We start from the raw sequence: 18,975 nt of genomic DNA on the forward strand, positions 1-18,975 counted from the left end.
GCCAGCGTTCGTCCTGAGCCAGGATCAAACTCTCCGTAAAGTGTTTGAAAAGCTCATTGTCTTTTTTGTTCGAAAAAGACGTAAAATCTTAAAACGTTGACGTTTGGTTGTTTAGTTTTCAAGGTTCAAATACTTCTTTAGTCGTGAGTGTTTCGCACTCGAGCGACTTAATCATCATATCTCTTTTACCTTTAAGAGTCAACACTTTTCTGAAGAAAATCATTTCGTTGTGCTGTGCGTTTGTCTCTCGCGTCTCTTAAGGACAGGTAATAATATATCACGGAATTTAATATCGTGCAATACCTTTTTGAAAAAGTTTTTGATTTTCTTTAAGAAACTTTGATTCTCCTAATTGTCAGTATGAAAAATCCAAGACTCAGCAGAATGATTGATCCTCCTGTTAATTGCGTTACGCTCAAAGCTTCTCCCAGTATGAAATACGCAAACACTGCTGCCCCAACCGGTTCAAACAGGATAGCCATTGAGATCACTGTCGTACTTACCCACTTCACTGCCCAGTTAAAAAGTGAGTGGCCAAACAGGGTAGGCAGAATTGCCAGACTGACAAAGATCACCCAATCATTCATTTCAAATGGTCCGAGCGACTCCCCTTTTATCAGAACATAGATAAGTAACACGATTGCACTTATTGAATATACGAGAAAGGTATAGGTAGTCAATGTGAGATTCTGACGGACACTTTGACCAAATAAAAGATAACCCGTGACAAATGCACATGATATTAAAGCGAGGATATCACCAACCAGCGCCATTCCGCTGACCTGTAAATCCCCTAACCCTATAAGGACACTTCCTGATATCGCAACGATTGCTGAAATCACTGCCTGTGGTGTAATCCTTTCTTTAAATAAAAAGTATGCACCAACAAAAGCAAACAACGGCTGCATGGTGACCAGAACAGTGGAACTTGCCACAGATGTATACTGCAGGGATTCGAACCATAAAATAAAATGCAGAGCCAACAGTACTCCGGCTGATATTGTAAGAACCCATTCTTTTCTTTTTAAATGTTGAACTTCTTTATAATGCCTTTTTAGAAAGAAAGGCAGTAGGATCAGTGCACTGAAAAACATTCTGTAAAATGCAATGGCTCCGGGTTCACCGGATGACAGTTTTACGAGAATAGCTGAAAATGAAACTGTAATCACACCTATAATAATGGCTAATGGAGCCAGCTTTTCCCCTAATTGCATCGTACAATCCCCTTTACCGCTGTATAATATGATTAAGTATTACCATATCCTTACTCTGATTGATTTTCAATGATAATTCAAGGGGGTGCCGGGGTTGATTAATGAAGAGCTCTTAATAAAGCTTGGGATTACCGCTGTGCTCGGGCTCATTATAGGCATTGAACGGGAATTAAAAAAGAAGCCGGTCGGTCTTAAAACCAGTCTGGTGATTTCAATTGCCAGCTGCCTGCTCACGATTGTGTCTATCGAATCAGCCTATTCATTCAGCGGTGATGAAGAAGTAAATATTACGATGGATCCGCTCAGACTTGCTGCTCAGATTGTGTCCGGAATCGGCTTCCTTGGAGCAGGGGTCATCCTCCACAAAGGAAATGATACGATCTCGGGTCTCACAACCGCTGCAATTATCTGGGGCGCTGCAGGTGTCGGAATCGCAGTTGGCGCAGGGTTTTATATTGAAGCAACGATGGGTGTCATCTTAATTATTGTAAGTGTTGAGCTCCTTCCATTTATTCTAAAGTGGACCGGTCCTTCACACTTCAGACAGAAGGAGATCTATATCAAGGTGATTCTTACGAAGGCTGATCAGGGTAAACATCTCCTGGATCAATTGAAAGCTGATGGTGTTGTGATTGAACAGGTGAGATTAAAAGATACGAAGGAAAGATTGCACATGGTTGAACTGACCGCTTCAATCCCAATCAGACAAAGTGTAACTGAACTCTACAGCTCTCTTTCAATTATGGATGATGTCGAAGGTGTTGAGATTGAATCAAGATAAGATTGATGATAGGACGTAAAAAAACCTTGAAGCTTTTATGGCTTCAAGGTTTTTTTATATGGAGCTAAGGGGATTCGAACCCCTGACCTCTTCACTGCCAGTGAAGCATTCTCCCACTGAACTATAGCCCCGCGCAAAAACTATTATACCCTTAAATTGACATCGTGCAAGATACGCGGGAATAATTTTTTTGTTAAAAAGGCAATACTGATGTGGAGGTGAAGTGCGATGATTCAGCATATTAGCAGACTTCCAAAATGGCTGTTCGTAATATTGGCTGTTTTCCTGCTCGTTTTTTCAGGAGGGATCACCATTCATTTAATTGAACCTGATACGTTTAAAACAATTGAAGATGGCTGGTGGTGGGCTCTTGTTACGATTTCTACACTCGGTTACGGCGATCTTGTCCCAGTAAGTTCTCAGGGAAGGTTTTTTGCTGCCGTGCTTTTATTGATCGGCGCAGGTCTTCTTTCCAGTTATTTCTTCATGTTTGCAGCTTATGCGGTCCGATCACAGCAGGCTTATATGGAAGGAGCCGCAGGGGCTGCGTTAGTTGATCATGTGATCGTAGTTGGCTGGAATGCCCGGGCATTTTATCTCATATCCCGTTTAGAGAACGATATTTTAATTATTGATCAGACGCTGAACAGCCATCCGATGTATGAACAAAAACACGTGAGTTTTATCAAGGGAGCAGCAAATCACACTGCCGATTTACATAAAGCATGTGTTGAAAACGCAAAGGAATTGATTATCACTGCAGATCAGCACTTAAATGAAGAAGCCGCTGATGCACAGACGATCTTAACAATCCTGACAGCTAAAAGGCTGAATCCCTCAATCAGATGTGTAGCAGAATTGATTTCTGACCAACTGACTGAACAGGCATTAGCTGCAGGCGCAGATGCGATCGTCAAGACAAAGCAGGTAATTGGAGAAGCACTGCTCAGTCAGCATAAACCTGATTGAGCAGTTTTTCCGCACGTTCGAGTGCAGCTGAACCATGTTCTATTTGCTCAGGCGTAAGCGGTGCATCCTGATCTTCTGGGGACTGAAATTGATTAAACGCAGCTGAAACTGCACCGGATGAAGCATCCTGATCACGATCCGGATCGTACTGATGAGATAAAAGAAACGGCTGAAGCATTCTAACCGTACTGTCGTCTTTATCAAGTTCTCCACCTTCAGCCTCAAACGGAAGCCTTAAATACAGATAATCCCCCTGCTGTTCAAGTAACAGATCGAAACTGCCGTGATCGTATTCCCAGTTCCCACCAATTACATACCCCTCTTTTTTTAAGCGGTCTTCAAGCAGTATAAGCGGAAATTCCATTCCTTCTATAGAGGATTGAAACGTATGCATGTCTTCACACTCCTTTATATATAGGATATCCGCAGCGTTTAGAACTATGTAAAAAAGACTGCCCTTTTACATAAAGGACAGTCTTGTTGCGTTACTTCAAACGCTTTTCAAGTTCAGCTTTTTTCTCTTCAAAGCCAGGCTTTCCAAGCAATGCAAACATATTTACTTTGTATGCTTCAACACCCGGCTGATCAAATGGGTTAACACCGAGAAGATAGCCGCTCACTGCGCAGGCTTTCTCAAAGAAATAAACCATGTAGCCAAATGTATAAGCATCCATCGCAGGGATTTCAAGAATCAGGTTCGGCACGCCGCCGTCAGTGTGCGCGAGCAGTGTTCCTTGAAATGCTTTGTTATTAACAAAGTCTACAGTCTCTCCTGCAAGGTAGTTTAGACCGTCAAGATCACTGTCAGCTTCTTCGATTGTCAGCTCATGACGCGGATTTTTCACTTTTACAACGGTTTCGAAAATGTCGCGTCGGCCTTCCTGAACATACTGACCAAGTGAATGCAGATCAGTTGAGAAGTTTGCGGATGAAGGGAAAATGCCTTTTAAATCCTTCCCTTCACTTTCCCCGAACAGCTGCTTCCACCATTCATTAAAGTACTGAAGGCCCGGCTCATAGTTGATCAGCATTTCAATCGTTTTCCCTTTATTGTAAAGAACGTTACGGATTGCTGCGTATTGATAAGCACCATTTTCTGAAAGCTCAGGTGTGCTGTATTCTTCACGCGCATCAGCCGCACCCTTCATCATCGCTTCAATATCAATACCAGCAGCGGCAATCGGTAATAAGCCTACCGCTGTCAGAACAGAATAGCGACCGCCAACATCATCAGGCACAACAAATGTTTCGAAACCTTCTTCAGATGCGAGAGTCTTAAGGGCACCTTTTTCTTTATCTGTTGTTGCATAAATGCGTGATTTCGCTTCCTCTTTACCGTACTTCTCTTCAAGCATTTTTCTGAACACGCGGAAAGCAATCGCCGGTTCAGTTGTCGTACCTGATTTTGAGATCACGTTAATTGAAAAATCTTTTCCTTCAAGAAGGTCCATCAGGTCTCTCATATATGTAGAGCTGATGTTATTTCCAACGAAAAGAACCTGTGGTGATTTTCTCTGATCTTTTGATAGCGCATTGTAGAAGCTGTGGTTCAGCATTTCAAGAGCAGCTCGTGCCCCAAGGTATGAACCGCCAATCCCAATCACTAACAGTACATCAGAATCTTTACGGATTTTTTCAGCTGACTGCTGGATGCGTGCAAATTCTTCTTTGTCGTAGTTAACCGGAAGATCTACCCATCCTAAAAAGTCGCTTCCTGCACCAGTTCCCGCGTGAAGTGATTCATGCGCCTGCTTGACTGCGCCCTGCAGATAAGTCAGTTCATGTTCACCGAAAAATTCAAGTGCATTTGAATAATCAAAACGAATTGAAGTCATATCGTTTTATCCTCCTTAGTTTTTCTTTCTTCACTTTATATGATGTCTATAGGAGAATCAAGAAAGGTCCTGATTGTAAACGGATTCATTTAGAAAAAAGTTTATTTCACTTTTAAAATTTGGAAAGTGACAGCAAAGTGGTTGACTTACGCTTCAATGAACCTGACTTTTCATATAAAAAAGGAGTATCACGCTGCATAGTACAGCATGATACTCTTTTTAAACAGATTTCAGTTTTACAGTGATGCAGTCAGAATCTTCACTACATCATCTTTATTTAATTTCTTAAAGTTACCGAATTCACCGTTGACCATTGCTTTGTCAGCCATCAGGTCAACTTTTTCGTCAGTGATATCGTAGTCGGCTAGTGTTGAAGGTGCACCGATCTCATTCCAGAATTCACGCAGGCGTGCAATTCCTTCTTCACCGATTTCACGGTCAGATTTACCTTCAGGGTCAACGTCAAATACGCGAACTGCCATTTGGGCGAAGCGTGCTTCGTTGACTTCAAGATTATGCTTCATCCAGTTCGGGAACAGAATGGCCAGACCGCCGGCATGCGGAATATCATACACAGCTGATACAGCGTGCTCAATATTATGTGATGCCCAGTCGCCTCTGTAACCCATCTGCAGCATACCATTTAATGCGAGTGTACCACTGTAAAGGATTGTCTCACGCAACTCATAATTTTCAAGGTCATTAACAAGCTTCGGCGCTGTTTCAATCACTGTGCGCAGCACACTTTCAATTAAGCGGTCCTGTACTGGTGTATTTGAAACATTGTGATAGTACTGCTCAAATAAGTGACTCATCATATCGACCATACCATAGATTGTCTGATCTTTTGGTACTGTAAATGTGTTTTGAGGATCAAGAATCGAGAACTGCGGGAATGTGGCAGGACTTCCCCAGCCGTACTTTTCCTGTGTCTCTTCGTTTGTAATAACAGAACCTGCATTCATTTCAGAGCCTGTTGCAGCAAGTGTCAGTACTGTACCGAATGGAAGTGCTTCACTCGCAAATGCTTTCTTTGTGACAAGGTCCCATGCAGCGCCGTCATATTTTGCCCCTGCTGCGATCAGCTTTGTGCAGTCAATCACACTTCCGCCGCCTACAGCAAGAATGAAATCAACGTTTTCTTTCTTCGCGATCTCAATTCCCTTTTCTGCAGTTGTCAGTCTCGGGTTCGGCTCTACACCTGAAAGTTCAAATACTTCAGCATTGATTTCTTTTAAAAGACCTGTGATCTGATCATACAGACCATTCTTTTTAATGCTGCCTCCACCGTATACCATTAATACTTTACTGCCGTATTTAGGGATTTCTTCTTTTAATTGTTCAGTCTGATCTTTTCCGAAAATAAGTTTTACCGGATTATAAAAAGTAAATGTATCCATTGTGATGCCTCCTCTAAGGTTATGGAATCCACTTTTCATTATCTTGCATGATGTCGCCGAATGCAATTGAGATGCTTATACGGAATAGTCATCATGCAGACGGCAAATAATATAGGAATGCTGACAGAAAGGAGGGATTGGATGCATACTGTTCAGAGAACTGCGCTCTTATTAACTGTCATAGGTGCGTTGAACTGGGGGCTAGTAGGCTTTTTTCAGTTTGATGCTGTAGCTGCAATATTCGGCGGAGTTGAGTCGACTGGTGCAAGAATTGTATATGGACTTGTCGGAATCGCCGGATTGATTAATCTGGGCTTACTTTTTAAATCCTGGGAACCTGTTGTTCGTGAAGAAAGAGATCCTGCTCCAGTGTAACGCCACTAAAAAAAGGGTTGCCTGCGCTCAGGCAACCCTTTCTTATCATTTAATTATACCCAGCCTCTGAAGCGGCTTGCTTCAGCAGATTTACGTACGCCGACCATATAAGCAGCCAGTCGCATATTCACGCGTCTGCTTTGAGACAGATCATAAACCTGATTGAATGCATCAACAAGCTTCTTTTCAAGCTTTTCATTCACTTCTTCTTCAGTCCAGTAGTAGCCCTGATTGTTCTGTACCCATTCGAAATAGGACACAGTTACGCCCCCTGCACTTGCAAGTACATCCGGAACAAGCAGAACGCCACGCTCGTTCAGACGGTTCGTTGCTTCAAGCGTAGTTGGACCGTTTGCAGCTTCAACAACAATTGTTGCTTTAATGTTATCCACGTTTTTAGCAGTAATCTGGTTAGAAACTGCTGCCGGAACAAGAATGTCGCAGTCAATTTCGAGCAGTTCTTCATTCGTTAACGTATTTTCAAATAATGTTGTCACTGTTCCAAAGCTGTCTCTGCGGTCAAGCAGATAGTCGATATCGAGTCCATCAGGATCATGGATCGCACCGTGCGCATCGGAAATCGCAATCACTTTGGCACCTGCATCATGCATGAATTTTGCCAGGAAGCTTCCTGCATTACCAAATCCCTGCACGACAACGCGCGCGCCTTTAATATCAATTCCGCGTTTTTTTGCGGCCTGGTCAATACAGATTGTTACACCTTGTGCAGTTGCTTTTTCACGTCCCTGTGAACCACCGAGTACGATTGGCTTCCCAGTGATAAAACCAGGGTTGTTGAATTCATCAATCCGGCTATACTCATCCATCATCCACGCCATAATCTGAGAGTTTGTGTATACATCAGGTGCAGGAATATCCTTTGTAGGTCCTACAATCTGACTGATTGCACGTACATATGCACGGCTTAATCTCTCAAGCTCTCCCATTGACATTGTTCTGGGATCACAGATGATTCCGCCTTTACCGCCGCCGTATGGAAGATCAACAATTCCACATTTCAGCGTCATCCACATCGAAAGTGCCTTTACTTCTTCTTCATCCACATCAGGGTGGAAACGTACGCCGCCTTTAGTCGGACCAACAGAATCGTTGTGCTGTGCACGGTATCCAGTGAATACACGCGTACTGCCATCATCCATGCGGACTGGCATGCGCACAGTCAGAAGGCGCATTGGTTCTTTCATCAGTTCAAAAACTGCATCATCGTACCCCATTTTTGTCAGTGCTTCGTGAATAACCTCTTGTGTAGACGTAAAGAGATTCAAATTTTCTGCCATGATTATTGTTCGCCTCTTTTATTTCAATAGTATGAATCGGCATTATTGTAACATAACCAGCATAGTAAAACGATGGTTTTGTTAACAAAACTTTTCTTTGTCTCAATTATAGCCAGGCGGTGATCACCACGTTAAGAAAACGCTTTCAAACAGGTCGGTAGTGGGACTCCTCAAGGCAGAGCCTGAGGAGTCTCACCTGACCGGTTCATTCTATACCGCAGTGATTGAGCTGACTTCCTGCTCATAGTGCAGCAGCTTTCTGCTAAGCTTTTCTTTTAAGAAAGAACTCGGGTGATTTTTTCAATTGCCCAGTCGAGTTCCTCTTTGGAAATGACAAGCGGCGGAGCGAAACGGATGACCGTTTCATGTGTTTCTTTACAAAGCAATCCTTCATGCTTTAATTCCTCACAATACTTCCTTGCAGGCTCAGTCAATTCCATTCCGATAAATAAGCCGCTTCCACGGATTTCCTTAATCATCGGGTTATCGATTTTCTTTAGTGCATCCATGAAATACTCGCCCATTTCAAGTGAACGTTCAGCCAGCTTTTCATCTTTCAGCACTTCAAGTGAAGCGATCGAAACGGCACATGCCATTGGGTTCCCGCCAAATGTTGAACCGTGTGAACCCGGGTTAAACACCCCAAGCACATCTTTATCAGCTACCACACAGGAGATCGGGAATACGCCGCCTCCAAGTGCTTTACCTAAAATGTACATGTCAGGATTTACATTTTCCCATTCACATGCAAACATTTTTCCTGAGCGGCAAAGGCCTGCCTGAATTTCATCAGCAATGAAAAGTACATTATGTTTTTCACAAAGTTCTTTTGCAGCTTTCAGGAATCCTTTCGGAGGGAATACGATGCCCGCTTCACCCTGAATCGGTTCAATTAAAAAGGCAGCAGTATTTTTTGAAATCGCCTGTTCAAGTGCTTCAAGATCACCATAAGGGATTAACTTGATGCCTGGCAGCATCGGGCCAAATCCGCGCTGATACTCTTCTTCAGATGAAAGGGAGACTGCTGTCATTGTCCGGCCGTGGAAGTTCCCGTGACACGCAATGATTTCAGCCTGATCCTTTTCAACGCCTTTTACTTCATACGCCCATCTTCTTGCTGTTTTCACTGCTGTTTCAACGGCTTCAGCACCTGTGTTCATAGGCAGTGCCATTTCTTTTCCTGATAATTCACAGATCAGTTCATACCAGGGTGCAAGCTGATCATTGTGGAAAGCACGTGAAGTCAGCGTTACACGGTCTGCCTGATCTTTGAGCGCCTGAATGATTTTCGGGTGACGGTGTCCCTGGTTGACTGCTGAGTATGCACTCAGCATATCCATATATTTGTTGCCTTCCGGATCCTTTACCCATACGCCTTCTGCTTCTGAAATAACGATTGGCAGTGGATGATAGTTGTTTGCACCGTAGCGCTCTGTTTTTTCAATAATTGATGTTGAATTAACCATTTTGAATTCCTCCTAATAAAAAGGCAGGCAGAGACTGGCAAATACTGCCCGTGTTACAGACGCATCTGTTCAATCTCTTACCTGCCGGCTTATTGATTTAGCTATATTAAAGTTGGCTGTTGATTTCCGCTGCAGGGAAACGCTTTCCGCAGGGGCGGCGGTGAGCCTCCTCAGGCTTCGCCTTGCGGGGTCTCACCTGTCCACCTTATCCTGCTGGAGTCGTTCCCTTCCGCTCCAATCACCAGCTTACCAAAAATATAAATATCTTTAATACAGCTATGAAAGTAAAGCTTATAGCATTTCTGAAGTTGTTTTAGCCTGCATGTGCAGTGTCAGGTAATCCGGTCCGCCAGCTTTTGAATCTGTACCGGACATGTCGAATCCGCCAAATGGCTGGTAGCCTACAATGGCACCTGTACATCCACGGTTGAAATAAAGGTTTCCAACGTGGAAATCTTCACGCGCCTGCTCCTGGTGCATACGGTTATTCGTGATGACTGCACCAGTCAGACCGTATTCAGTGTCATTAGCAATGTCAATTGCTTCATCAAAAGTTTTAGCTTTAGTCATTGCTACAACTGGTCCGAATATTTCTTCCTGCATGATACGTGCTTTCGGAGACACGTCAGCAAATACAGTCGGCTTAATGAAGAATCCTTTGCTGCTGTCGCCTTCTCCACCTGCAACCAGACGGCCTTCTTCTTTACCAATATCAATATACCCCATAATCTTATCAAATGCAGCCTGATCAATGACAGGTCCCATGAAAGTATCCGGAGATTTTGTTTCACCAAGTGACAATTCTTTTGTTAATTCCACAACGCGGTCAAGAACCTGATCATATACATCTTCAAGCACAACTGCTCTTGAACATGCAGAACATTTCTGTCCGCTGAAGCCGAATGCTGACTTTACGATTGACTGTGCAGCCAATTCAAGATCAGCTTCACTGTCTACTACGATTGTATCCTTACCACCCATCTCAACGATGACACGCTTCAGCCATACCTGGCCGTCCTGCACTTTCGCAGCTCTTTCATAGATGCGTGTACCTACATCACGTGAACCTGTGAATGAGATAAAACGTGTTCTCGGGTGGTCTACAAGGTAGTCGCCCACTTCTTTACCGCTGCCCGGAATATAATTTACTACTCCTTTAGGCATACCGGCTTCTTCAAGTACTTCTACAAACTTCGCAGCTACAACAGGTGTTGTTGAAGCAGGCTTCAGAAGAACTGTGTTTCCTGTTACCATTGCCGCAACGGCTGTTCCTGCCATGATTGCAAATGCGAAGTTCCATGGTGAGATGACTACGCCTACGCCAAGTGGAATGTAATGGTACTGGTTGAATTCACCAGGACGGCTTTCAACTTTTTTGCCTTCTTTCATCGCACGCATTTCACGGCCATAGTATTCCATGAAATCTATTGCTTCTGCTGTATCAGCATCCGCTTCATTCCAAGGCTTACCAGCTTCCTTTACAAGCAGTGCAGAGAACTCGTGCTTGCGTCGTCTGACGATCGCTGCAGCGCGGAAAAGAATATCAGCACGTACTTCAGGCTTAACTTTTCTCCACGTCTTGAACGCTTCGTCTGCAGCCTGCATTGCTTTTTCTGCAAGCTCCTGGTTCGCTTTTGATACACGGCCTACAATTTCATCCTTCTTTGCAGGGTTATAAGATACAATTTTATCTTCTGTTACCACACGCTGTCCGTCAATGATCAGCGGGTAATCCTGCCCTAAATATCCTTCAACGGTTTTCATACCGTCTTCGAATGCTTTTTTGTTTTCTTTTACCGAAAAATCAGTAAATGGCTCATGCTTGTAAGGAATCATAATAAACCTCCTAATTATATAAGTATTGTTCCGGGCTTACGCAAAAAATATTTGCAGTAAGAAAACCCTTACATATATAATAATGCAAAAGATGATTGCATTTTTCAAGTATTTTCTCTTTTCTGTCATTTAAAAAGCCAATTGAACTTGCAGATCACCTGATAACTGCAGGATGAAAGGAGCGGAAAGAATGCACTCAATTCAGCATTCAGCCTTTATCCAGGCAATGATTGATATGATTGACCGGGGTATTCACGTTGTAGATGAAAACGGCCGGACAATTTTTTATAACCGCAAAATGCGTGAGATGGAAGGAATGGATAATATCGACCTGCTTGATAGAAGGCTGCTCGATGTTTTTCAGTTCCATCCTGATGAACAAAGTACACTGCTTCAGGCACTTACATTAAAAGAACCGATTCTGAATGTACAGCAGTCATATTTTAACGCTAAAGGACATGAAATTACTGCGATGAATGATACGTATCCGATTATTGTTGAGGATATGGTGCTTGGAGCCATTGAAGTGTCAAGGGAAGTAGCGCCTGTTGACCAGGACATTTCTCCGCATAAAAAGCTGTCATCGTTTGATCATTGGGCGGGCACTTCTCCACTGATCAGGCAGATGATCTCAGAAGGAAAGCGCGCTGCTGCAAGTGATGAGTTTCTGCTTCTGTGCGGCGAGGCAGGTACAGGTAAAGAACTGCTCGCTCAAAGTATTCACCTGGAAAGAGGTCTCCACGAAAGCAGTTTTATCGGCATTGATTTCAGAAGTGCCTCTGCTGAACGCTCGGAGCATTTTATTGAAAATCTTCAAAGCAGCAGTAAAAAAACTTTTTTCATGGGTCATGCGGAATTCCTGGCGATTGAGCTGCAGCAGACACTTGCAAAAAAACTGCTGTCTGAAAAACACCGTCCCCGTGAAGAACGCAATCATTTTATTTTAACAATCGGTCAGGATCCGATTGATGCAATTCAGTCAGGCAGACTGCTGAAGGAATTGTATTATGTCATGAGCGAAAGAACAGTTTTTGTTCCCGCACTTCGAGAACGTAAAGAAGATATCAGCGAACTCGTTCAATATTTTATCGGGGAATTTAACAACCGGTTTCAAACTGCTGTCTCAGAAGCACATGATGAAGTCATTACACTGTTTCACAAATATGACTGGCCGGGAAATGTACGTGAGCTCGAGCACGTGTTGGAAGCTTCAATGCTCGCACTTGGCAGTGAAGACCAGGTTTCCTATTCTCACCTGCCCCATTATTTCAGATTAAAATTTGATGATCCGGCAAGCAGTATGCCTGCACTGGATGGGTCAGCTTTTATGGTGAAGGAAGGAAAAGCTTCGCAAACACTCGACAGTTTTTTACATGAAGCGGAATCATATTATATTCAGAAGTCTCTTCAGTACCATGAATTCAATATTACGAAAACTGCCGATGCGCTCGGGATGAGCAGGCAGAATCTGCAGTACCGAATGAAGAAGCATGGGTTGAAGGTGAAAGGGTAGGGTTAAGCGATGTGGTGTAGCCCGGCGAATCATTGGTAAAGGTGATGGAATAAATGAATTGCTGATCGAATAACCGGCATTGGTGATAGAATTACCACCGCTCGCAGCGCCGGATGTTGAATTACGCCAAAAGATGATGGTATAACTTTCAAAGATGATATATTTATCAAGAAAGGTGATAGAATTCCAGCCACCTCTCCACGTCCCAGCCAGCCACACACCAAAAAAGCCTCATGCGGCAAACCGCATGAGGCTTTCATATCTATATTATCGCTTCATATCAGACTGGTCGATCCACTCCTGAAGCTTGTCCTTCAGGCTGTTGAAACCTGTAGTATCTTCAGTGTGTGATACAGACTTAGAAGGCTGAGCACGGCGCTCTTTGCGCTGTGGCTTTTCAGGTGCTTCTTCAGTTGCACGGATTGAAAGGCTGTATTTACCAGCATTTTCATCAACAGAAAGAACTTTTACGTTAACTTCCTGACCTACTGAAAGGTGATCGTTAATATCGTTAACGAAACCGTGAGTTACTTCTGAAATGTGTACTAGACCTTGTGTATTTTCATCAAGTGCAACGAATGCACCGTATGGCTGAATCCCTGTAACTTTACCTTTTAGTTCTTGTCCTGCTTCGAATTTTGTAGACATGGAAATCTCTCCTATAACCAATTATTTTTTATCGTTTTCACGCAATTATTGATTATATCACAAGTCTTCGACAAAATCAAAACCAGCTGAGATGGTCAGCGTCGAATTCAACCATCCAGACACCATTTATTTCCTGTAACCTAACCTCTTTCTCCTCGTATTCCTCCCCTGATAAAGTCACAATTGCTTTTCCATCTGCAAATTCTGTTTTGATAGAGGTAATACGGTTTACCAGAATGTCACGATCCGACCAGTTTAATTGATCGTCATTTACAAATGTACCGGGTACCGATATAACCTCAGCCACTTCAGGGTTATTTAAAGATATTGCATTAAGGTAAATCAACACTGTCTCTTTTGGTAAAAAGTAGCTTATATCAGTGATGTTTTGGAATGTATTAAGCATATTATATTTTTCCTGAAGATTTTCACTCAAAGGGAAATAGGCGTCATCATATCTGATGCGGTAAAGCACCGGAACCAGTGTGTATTTATCACGGATTTCCCGGACTGCATCAGTCATCATGTAATCAGTTTCACTAAGGGCGTTGTAAATCTCACGTATATACCGCGCAGTTGAATACTTTTGCACATTTTCCTCAGTAATCAATCCTTCCCAGGCTTCAAGCACCTCGGGACGAACCCTTTGTGATTCATCTGTAACATCAAGCAGGAATGATTGAAAAAGTCTGGAATGCTCGATCAGCATCTGACTGGTCAGCCCCTCATCTCCTGCCATACGGCTGAGTATTTCTTCAGATGTCAGCAGTTTGATAGACTGCTGTGCATAACTGTACTCCGTTTCTCTGTCTTCAGTTACGTAAGGAAAATACTTTTTTTCTCTAATCATTCTGGCGTACTCATCAGTTAAGAGACCATCGATTGCCCGGTCAATCCGTTCCTCACTGTAATTCACATCAAAGGACTGCTGTTCTGAACGAATGGTCACTTCAAACCCATTTTCCTTAATTTTATCAAGCAGTGCCTGTGCTTCATCCGAAAATTGAAACCGCGCAATGTCGGTGTCGAGTCCATTTAATTCAGACTCGTATTTCCCAAGAGCATCCTGATACACATCGATCATACCGAAAGAGTTGGATGTAAACCGGGAAAGAAGAGCATCATTAGCCTGCAGGATACCGTATGATGTACGTGTGGAAACCTGCTGGGCATCGCTCGCAAGCTTATTGATCGGTGTGATCATCTCATTTGCTGCTAGGCGCTCAACGTTTCTCATCATAGAAATGGCATCTCTGACCGTTTCTTCATTATCTGCAATGGCTCCGAGTTCCATTGCACTTTCCATGCGTGCAATTAGGAGTTCAACATACTCGAGCTCCTCAAGTTCTTCTTTATTCAGCCCGGTTTGTTCAGAGAGAAAGTCGGTTACATCTTTTACAGCAGCAGTCATGTCCTGCTCTGCCTCTTCAAGCGTTTCAGATTGATCCGGCGCAAACGTTGTCTCTCCTGCACCATCATTGCTATTAGGGTCCTGAAGTAATAAAAATATGACTGCAATGATTGCAGCGCCTGCTACTGTCATGACCGGCCAATTAAGACGCAAAGGCTTACTGTCAGCGGATTCAACAGTTCCCGAAATAACAGAAGGAGCGTCCGGCAGTATTTCAGCGGGCCGCTCCTTTACTGCATCCGTCATCATTTTCATCAGCTGGTCAAGCTGTTCATCGCTGATTCTGTAACCGAATCTGTTTTCCATCCGTTCTTTCAGTCTGATAAAGGCCTCTTTATCAAATTCAGCCGCTTCATCAAAATAAGGCAGCAAAACAGAGACACGGTCACGCATGTCCAATTGAGTGACTTCAAACCAGACCTCTTCATCCTCGCTGTGTTTGAAAGTGTCTGACGTCTTTAACGTGGGAACTGACTCCCCCTTTTCAATAATCAGGGAGAGTCTCTTGCCTGCGGTCTTCTTCATCGCTTCACGGATCACATCAGCACGTATCGTTAATGGGAGTCCTGCAGCAAATAAAAAATCATTCAGGCTTTTTTCAGACTGCAGCATCAGCCTCCCACCTCACTTGCCAACGCTTCAAATATATCTGCTGAATTGTATCTGATATGGTACCAGTCCTCAGATTCAGTGATTGTAAAATTAACTGAGTTTCTGCTCTGATTAAAGGTGAATACCATTCCATCATTTGATGAAGATACCGGCACCACATCATTGATGTACCCAAATTCGTATTCATACTGACTCGCAGCCTGCACAAAAGACTCATAATCAGGAAGGTTTTCTCCTCCTAAAAGCGAGTACGCAGTTTCATAATCCCCTGTTTCAAGTGCATTCAGGTAAAACACAATTAATATTTGAGGATTAATAAAATCAATACGCTCATAACCTTCAGTAGCATAGATTTGATAAATTTCTTCCATGTAACCGCTGAGTGGTGTACTCACAGATGCAGATGAATGATTAAAATTACTTAAAGGGTCAATATAATCTCTAAAAAGAGAAATAGAGACATCTCCAAAACCTGCTATCCTTTCATATTGATTCTTCTCTGCGATCCACTGATTCAGTGACACTACTTTTTTGATGTTAGAATCATTAAATTTTTCGTTATTTAAAATATATTGCCAGACGTCACGATAATTGTCGGATATATCAATGCCTGCTCCGACTGACATCGAATGATCAGAAATAATAGATTTCATCAAGTCTGTGTACTGATAGTTTATGCGACGAGGCACCTGAAGTTCATGACCGAACTGATATGTCTCCATACCTTCATCTTCATTCAATGAGTCCTGCAAGCTGAAAAAATTCATCATCAGCTTTTCAATGTTCAACAGCTGATCTGCCATCTCAGTTAATGAATCCTTATATTCTTCACGATTCACGTACATTCTCAATCCAATCTCGTGAAGTGAAGAGATAAACTGCTGATATTCAGGGTGCAGATAATCAGTCTGCGCTTTCAGTTCAGGTCCACCATAATACACAGTTGTATCCAATTGTTCGCCCGACTGATTAACCTTCACTTCCATTCCATTTGATGAAATTTTCTCAAATAACTCACTATTGTTTTGTCTTAAATCGGCTTCAGAATAGTTGTTTTCACGGATGAGTTCTTCCAGCTTTAATTCATAAGCCAGCGTAAAATCATTCGCCGTATCCATGAACATGGAAACTGCCATGTCACTTTTCAACAGCTCATTTTCATTATCAGGATACATTTCTTCTGACTGTTCATAGCTGTTACGCAGGACAGTTAATGGCGGGTTCAGACTGTCAAGCAGATAACCGGTATATTGCTTCATATCTTCAATACCCGGACCTGCAGTTCCCACATCCTGCTTCATCATTCCTTTAATATATTTAAAATGCGAGTCAGCCTGCTGGATGACTGCAAGAAAATTCAAATCATCTACTTTCAGACCAAGCGTCTCAGCTAACTGTTCTTTTTTTTCATTCAAAGATGCTTCGAGATCTTCAATTTCTTCATCCGTAAAAGCCTTCTCATTTTCGGGCTCATCATCTTCTTCCGCCTCCTGCGCACCTTGTCCATCATCAGCAACAGGCGGATCCCCGAGCAGAAACATCGCGCCCGAAAGCAGCCCGATCACCAGTACTGCTGAAGCAATCGGCTTCACAGCTTTTTGCTTCTTTGTTGGCAAAGGCTCAGGAGTCTCTTCCTCCTGATTCAGTGATTCTCTGGCCTCAGGCATTTCTATATGATCGTAAGTGGGTTTTAAAAACCTGAGAAGCTTCTCTGTTTGTGACTGATCTGTATCAAGATGACCAGACAGTCTCGACAAACCTTCTTGATAATCGTCTGCACTAATCATTTTCTGAAGCTGAGCTGACGGATGAAAAACAGTCAGCACCACTGCTGATTTCTGCGCAAAAGGCAGCTCCTGCAAAGCTTCATGAATTTCCTGATCATCTGCATGTGGAGAGATCGTTTCAATTTCAGGCTGTATATGTGATGCCTCATTTAAAATGATCTGCATACAGTCAGATTCACTTTCAGGCTGGTCTGTAAATAGTTTACCGCTGACCCTCTCACGCTCAGACTCAGAAAAACCGAGCTGTATCATGAGCTGTTCCGCTTTATTTTTCCAGTAAGGTTCTTCTATAGAAAATTGCATGATTTCACCCCTATTTCTTACCATTATACCGTTTTTCATGAGGCATTTGGTCCAATTAATGGAATTCACTGAACATTTTTAATAAATCTTTTTAAAAAGACTTTTCACTCCTCTCAGGATGTAGTAGCATTAACAAATCAAAAAGAAGAGGTGAAACGCATGAAGTCACAGCAATGGTCGTCAAAGATCGGGTTTATACTGGCAGCTGCCGGTTCAGCAATTGGTCTTGGGGCGATCTGGAAGTTCCCATACATGGCGGGCTCTAATGGTGGAAGTATATTTCTGCTGTTTTTTATATTGTTTACAGTATTAATTGCAGGTCCGATTCTGCTTGCTGAGTTTGTGATCGGCAGACGGGGAAAATCTGATGCGATTTCTACTTATCGCAAGCTTGCCCCTTCAAGCGCATGGCCGTTTGTCGGATATCTGGGTACAATTGTCGCTATTATTATTCTTTCATTCTACAGCGTGGCGGGCGGATGGATATTATCTTATCTGTACCGGAGCGTGACCGGTAACCTGACCGGATTATCTCAGGAAGAGTATGGCGGGCTGTTTGAGACAATTATTTCAAACCCTGTTGAAGTACTTGTGGCACAGGGGATCTTTATGATCCTGACGATTCTTGTTGTACAGACTGGAATTCAAAATGGAATCGAGCGCGCAAGTAAGATTATGATGCCTGCGCTGCTTGTTATGTTTGTTATTCTTGCGATCAGATCCCTGACACTTGATGGAGCTTCAGAAGGACTTGAATATTTATTTATTCCTGACTGGAGCTATATGACAAGTGAAACGATGCTGCTGGCACTTGGTCAGTCATTCTTTGCCTTAAGCGTTGGTGTTTCAGTGATGGTTACTTACGCATCTTATCTGAAGGATGATGAGAACCTTGGACGATCCATGGGGTCAGTGGCAGTGCTGAATATCGTCATCTCACTTCTTGCGGGAATCGTTATCTTCCCGGCAGTATTCGCTTTTGGATTTGAGCCTGGAGAAGGACCTGGACTTGTATTTGTGGTGCTGCCTGCGGTGTTCAATGAGCTGGCATTTGGCGGACTGTTTATGTTCGTATTCCTGGTGCTGCTGTTATTCGCAACACTGACATCGGCATTTTCTATTCTTGAAATCGTTACAGCATCATTTTCCAAAGGGCGTCCTGAAGCACGTAAAAAGTACGCATGGATTGCCGGGGTATTAATTTTTATCATCGGTCTTCCGAGTGCGTTGTCCTTTGGAGTGCTGACAGACGTTACGATTAACGGCATGTTGATATTTGATTTCGCAGATTATATCGCCAATAACTTCGGTCTGCCGCTTGGCGCATTATTAATCAGCCTGTTTGTGGGCTTCCGTCTGAAAAAAGAGGATGTATTCGGAGAGCTAGAAAAAGGTGCAAATGGTCCGGCGAAATGGATGCACGTATGGTATTTCCTGATAAAAATACTTGCACCCATTGCGATCATCGCAATCTTTTTACAATCACTGGAGATTATTTAACTTCAGAAAAACCCCCATCACCCGATT

15 protein-coding genes and 1 tRNA gene are annotated in these 18,975 nt (G+C 43.0%); 5 read left to right on the forward strand and 11 right to left on the reverse strand.

Going from position 1 to position 18,975, the window contains the following annotated elements:
• Window positions 1-329 precede the first annotated feature (329 nt).
• Window positions 330-1,214 (reverse strand): DMT family transporter, encoded by an 885-nt coding sequence (locus tag JOD21_RS15600; protein ID WP_204730522.1) that lies wholly within the window; start codon window positions 1,212-1,214, stop codon window positions 330-332.
• Window positions 1,215-1,308: 94 nt separating this feature from the next.
• Between JOD21_RS15600 and JOD21_RS15605 the strand changes: the two genes are divergently transcribed.
• Complete coding sequence (locus JOD21_RS15605; RefSeq protein ID WP_204730523.1) at window positions 1,309-1,995, forward strand: MgtC/SapB family protein; 687 nt, start codon at window positions 1,309-1,311, stop codon at window positions 1,993-1,995.
• A gap of 59 nt (window positions 1,996-2,054) precedes the next feature.
• Here the strand turns inward: JOD21_RS15605 and JOD21_RS15610 are convergent.
• Window positions 2,055-2,126 (reverse strand) — tRNA-Ala (locus JOD21_RS15610).
• A 97-nt stretch (window positions 2,127-2,223) separates the two neighbouring features.
• Between JOD21_RS15610 and JOD21_RS15615 the strand changes: the two genes are divergently transcribed.
• Complete coding sequence (locus JOD21_RS15615; RefSeq protein WP_052474153.1) at window positions 2,224-2,964, forward strand: ion channel; 741 nt, start codon at window positions 2,224-2,226, stop codon at window positions 2,962-2,964.
• Here the strand turns inward: JOD21_RS15615 and JOD21_RS15620 are convergent.
• The 3 genes from JOD21_RS15620 to JOD21_RS15630 all read right to left on the reverse strand — a co-directional run bounded on the left by JOD21_RS15620 (window position 2,942) and on the right by JOD21_RS15630 (window position 6,199).
• Window positions 2,942-3,358, reverse strand: coding sequence for a YugN family protein (locus tag JOD21_RS15620; RefSeq protein ID WP_041122997.1), 417 nt, complete (start codon window positions 3,356-3,358; stop codon window positions 2,942-2,944). The genes JOD21_RS15615 and JOD21_RS15620 overlap by 23 nt on opposite strands.
• Before the next feature lie 91 nt (window positions 3,359-3,449).
• On the reverse strand, window positions 3,450-4,799 hold the full coding sequence (locus JOD21_RS15625; RefSeq protein ID WP_041122998.1) for a glucose-6-phosphate isomerase: 1,350 nt from the start codon (window positions 4,797-4,799) through the stop codon (window positions 3,450-3,452).
• 236 nt (window positions 4,800-5,035) lie between these two features.
• On the reverse strand, window positions 5,036-6,199 hold the full coding sequence (locus JOD21_RS15630; protein ID WP_204730524.1) for an iron-containing alcohol dehydrogenase: 1,164 nt from the start codon (window positions 6,197-6,199) through the stop codon (window positions 5,036-5,038).
• 141 nt (window positions 6,200-6,340) lie between these two features.
• On the opposite strand from JOD21_RS15630, the gene JOD21_RS15635 reads away from it, so the two are divergent.
• On the forward strand, window positions 6,341-6,574 hold the full coding sequence (locus tag JOD21_RS15635; protein WP_204730525.1) for a DUF378 domain-containing protein: 234 nt from the start codon (window positions 6,341-6,343) through the stop codon (window positions 6,572-6,574).
• Window positions 6,575-6,627: 53 nt separating this feature from the next.
• Here the strand turns inward: JOD21_RS15635 and JOD21_RS15640 are convergent, their stop codons facing one another.
• The 3 genes from JOD21_RS15640 to pruA form a co-directional block, all read right to left on the reverse strand.
• Window positions 6,628-7,872 (reverse strand): Glu/Leu/Phe/Val family dehydrogenase, encoded by a 1,245-nt coding sequence (locus tag JOD21_RS15640; RefSeq protein WP_204730526.1) that lies wholly within the window; start codon window positions 7,870-7,872, stop codon window positions 6,628-6,630.
• Between the two features lie 275 nt (window positions 7,873-8,147).
• The gene (locus JOD21_RS15645; protein WP_204730527.1) at window positions 8,148-9,338 is read right to left on the reverse strand and encodes an ornithine--oxo-acid transaminase; all 1,191 of its coding nucleotides are present in this window, start codon (window positions 9,336-9,338) and stop codon (window positions 8,148-8,150) included.
• Window positions 9,339-9,629: 291 nt separating this feature from the next.
• Window positions 9,630-11,177, reverse strand: coding sequence for an L-glutamate gamma-semialdehyde dehydrogenase (gene pruA, locus JOD21_RS15650; protein ID WP_204730569.1), 1,548 nt, complete (start codon window positions 11,175-11,177; stop codon window positions 9,630-9,632).
• Window positions 11,178-11,364: 187 nt separating this feature from the next.
• Here pruA and JOD21_RS15655 point away from each other — a divergent pair, with 187 nt between their 5' ends.
• Complete coding sequence (locus tag JOD21_RS15655) at window positions 11,365-12,687, forward strand: AAA-type ATPase lid domain-containing protein (RefSeq protein ID WP_204730528.1); 1,323 nt, start codon at window positions 11,365-11,367, stop codon at window positions 12,685-12,687.
• A gap of 267 nt (window positions 12,688-12,954) precedes the next feature.
• Here the strand turns inward: JOD21_RS15655 and yugI are convergent, their stop codons facing one another.
• The 3 genes from yugI to JOD21_RS15670 all read right to left on the reverse strand — a co-directional run bounded on the left by yugI (window position 12,955) and on the right by JOD21_RS15670 (window position 17,448).
• Window positions 12,955-13,335: a S1 domain-containing post-transcriptional regulator GSP13 gene (gene yugI / locus JOD21_RS15660; protein ID WP_039810634.1), complete on the reverse strand. Its 381-nt coding sequence runs from the start codon at window positions 13,333-13,335 to the stop codon at window positions 12,955-12,957.
• Between the two features lie 76 nt (window positions 13,336-13,411).
• Entirely contained in the window at window positions 13,412-15,358 is a 1,947-nt protein-coding gene (locus tag JOD21_RS15665) for a hypothetical protein (protein WP_204730529.1), read from the reverse strand.
• Window positions 15,358-17,448: a hypothetical protein gene (locus JOD21_RS15670; protein ID WP_204730530.1), complete on the reverse strand. Its 2,091-nt coding sequence runs from the start codon at window positions 17,446-17,448 to the stop codon at window positions 15,358-15,360. Before JOD21_RS15670 ends, JOD21_RS15665 begins: the two co-directional genes overlap by 1 nt.
• A 159-nt stretch (window positions 17,449-17,607) precedes the next feature.
• Here JOD21_RS15670 and JOD21_RS15675 point away from each other — a divergent pair, with 159 nt between their 5' ends.
• Entirely contained in the window at window positions 17,608-18,948 is a 1,341-nt protein-coding gene (locus JOD21_RS15675) for a sodium-dependent transporter (protein ID WP_204730531.1), read from the forward strand.
• Window positions 18,949-18,975: the final 27 nt, after the last annotated feature.

This window comes from Jeotgalibacillus terrae (genome assembly GCF_016908195.1).
GTDB lineage: Bacteria > Bacillota > Bacilli > Bacillales > Jeotgalibacillaceae > Jeotgalibacillus > Jeotgalibacillus terrae.

Coding starts and splice junctions, on each gene's coding strand:
- JOD21_RS15600 (WP_204730522.1), bottom strand. CDS start 1,214: ATGCAATTAGGGGAAAAGCTGGCTCCATTAGCCATTATTATAGGTGTG.
- JOD21_RS15615 (WP_052474153.1), top strand. CDS start 2,224: ATGATTCAGCATATTAGCAGACTTCCAAAATGGCTGTTCGTAATATTG.
- JOD21_RS15620 (WP_041122997.1), bottom strand. CDS start 3,358: ATGCATACGTTTCAATCCTCTATAGAAGGAATGGAATTTCCGCTTATA.
- JOD21_RS15625 (WP_041122998.1), bottom strand. CDS start 4,799: ATGACTTCAATTCGTTTTGATTATTCAAATGCACTTGAATTTTTCGGT.
- JOD21_RS15630 (WP_204730524.1), bottom strand. CDS start 6,199: ATGGATACATTTACTTTTTATAATCCGGTAAAACTTATTTTCGGAAAA.
- JOD21_RS15635 (WP_204730525.1), top strand. CDS start 6,341: ATGCATACTGTTCAGAGAACTGCGCTCTTATTAACTGTCATAGGTGCG.
- JOD21_RS15640 (WP_204730526.1), bottom strand. CDS start 7,872: ATGGCAGAAAATTTGAATCTCTTTACGTCTACACAAGAGGTTATTCAC.
- JOD21_RS15645 (WP_204730527.1), bottom strand. CDS start 9,338: ATGGTTAATTCAACATCAATTATTGAAAAAACAGAGCGCTACGGTGCA.
- JOD21_RS15655 (WP_204730528.1), top strand. CDS start 11,365: ATGCACTCAATTCAGCATTCAGCCTTTATCCAGGCAATGATTGATATG.
- yugI (WP_039810634.1), bottom strand. CDS start 13,335: ATGTCTACAAAATTCGAAGCAGGACAAGAACTAAAAGGTAAAGTTACA.
- JOD21_RS15665 (WP_204730529.1), bottom strand. CDS start 15,358: ATGCTGCAGTCTGAAAAAAGCCTGAATGATTTTTTATTTGCTGCAGGA.
- JOD21_RS15670 (WP_204730530.1), bottom strand. CDS start 17,448: ATGCAATTTTCTATAGAAGAACCTTACTGGAAAAATAAAGCGGAACAG.
- JOD21_RS15675 (WP_204730531.1), top strand. CDS start 17,608: ATGAAGTCACAGCAATGGTCGTCAAAGATCGGGTTTATACTGGCAGCT.